A 1,480-nucleotide genomic window follows, 5' to 3' on the forward strand; every position below is an offset into this window, starting at 1 on the left:
TCCCAGCCATAGCCCTTCATAGAGAATCGACGAAACCTAAGATCCTTTATAGATACTAAGGTTTTTCGATTTCCATCTCATTTAGTCTGTCTCATAGATTGTTCACATCTCATTTAGTCTGTCTCATAGATTGTTCACAGTATTTGCTCTAGCCCAAGGGAGCCAAGGTTGATGGTTCAATTTTTTCGGCGAACCTCCTACGCTGAAGCTGCGGCGGTCAAGAAGCTGCGAAATGACGGATCTTGCTTGGGTTGATGCGGATGGTAAAACGCCTAACCCACCTCTACTTCACGGTTTTCCCAATCTCCACCTCAATAGTCTCGGCCACCTGTTTTGCCAGCTTGTTGCGGCCATCTGGCGTAAAGTGAACATTGTTTGGCGCGATGGCATGTTTCTTGAGTTCAGGCTTAACCAGTGCGTGGAGGTCATTGACCTGAATTTTGTGTTTTACCATCACCCGCAAGGCGGCATCGAGGTATTGTTGCTCGAGGGCTGGTGCGATGACAACATCGCTGCTAAAGCGCCGTTTCATGGTGACTTCAGGCTCGGGGCATGCCGGGGTGGTAGTTGCCCAGATCAATTTTGCACCAGTTTTTTTCAAACGCAGCACCAGAGACTCCAACCTCTTTTCATAGATCGCCGGTGAACGATCTTCTTTGACGTATTCCCAGCCATACATATCCCATAATCCAAAGTTAAAGTGAATGAGGTCCCACTGGGAATCACCCAACCATTGGTCGATGCCTGTCAGCCCTCGGATGGTAGGGCCCGCATTTCCTTTGTGGTGAATCACCTCTGCTTTGCCTTGCAGCAGATTTTTAACTTGAGGGGTGTAACCAATAGATATGGAATCGCCCATGATGAGAACCTTGGGCAATGCGCGATCGGGCTCCATTACTGACACCTGACCATTGCTCTGGCTCTCGAATAGCGTACCAATGACTTGGGCGTAGAGACGATGGCCAAAATCATTGGGGTGGTTGATATTATTCCCGCTTAGATCAGAAAAATGCTTCCTTTCAAGCAGTTTCCTCCACGGCGTGGTGACATCGGCATGTACTACATTTGGCAGGTCAATTTGGTGAAGTGCATCACGAAGCTTGAGTACTCGTCCGTTCTTCCTAGCGTTAGGATTGTCTATCATGGGGGACACCAGCACTATGTCAGCATCAGGGGAATCCTTCTGCACCACCTCCACCATCTGACGTATAGTTATTTGGAATTGTTCGGGCGAAACTCGGTCATTCATCCCAAAGGCTAGGATCACAAGGTCTGGGTTTTCTTGCTTCACTTTGCCCGCCATCTTCAGCCCCCAACTCGCGGTCTTGCCAGCTACAGCCAGATTCTTAGCCGTCACAGGAGTTTTAAATCGTAGTTCAAGCGCCTTTGAGACGAGGCCGACGTATGGCGCTTGATTGCGCGGTGCCTTGGAACGCTTGAAGCCAGAGGCATTATACCCCTGGGTGCAATGGCACTTAAT

At 49.3% G+C, this 1,480-nt stretch carries 1 protein-coding gene; it reads right to left on the reverse strand.

Translation table 11 applies throughout. From position 1 onward, the window contains the following. Positions 1–283 precede the first annotated feature (283 nt). On the reverse strand, positions 284–1,480 hold a 1,197-nt coding region (locus tag BSZ32_RS01850), incomplete at its 5' end, for an SGNH/GDSL hydrolase family protein (RefSeq protein ID WP_165788581.1).

The sequence above is a fragment of the Rubritalea profundi genome, assembly GCF_002954445.1.
In the GTDB taxonomy this organism is placed as follows: domain Bacteria; phylum Verrucomicrobiota; class Verrucomicrobiia; order Verrucomicrobiales; family Akkermansiaceae; genus Rubritalea; species Rubritalea profundi.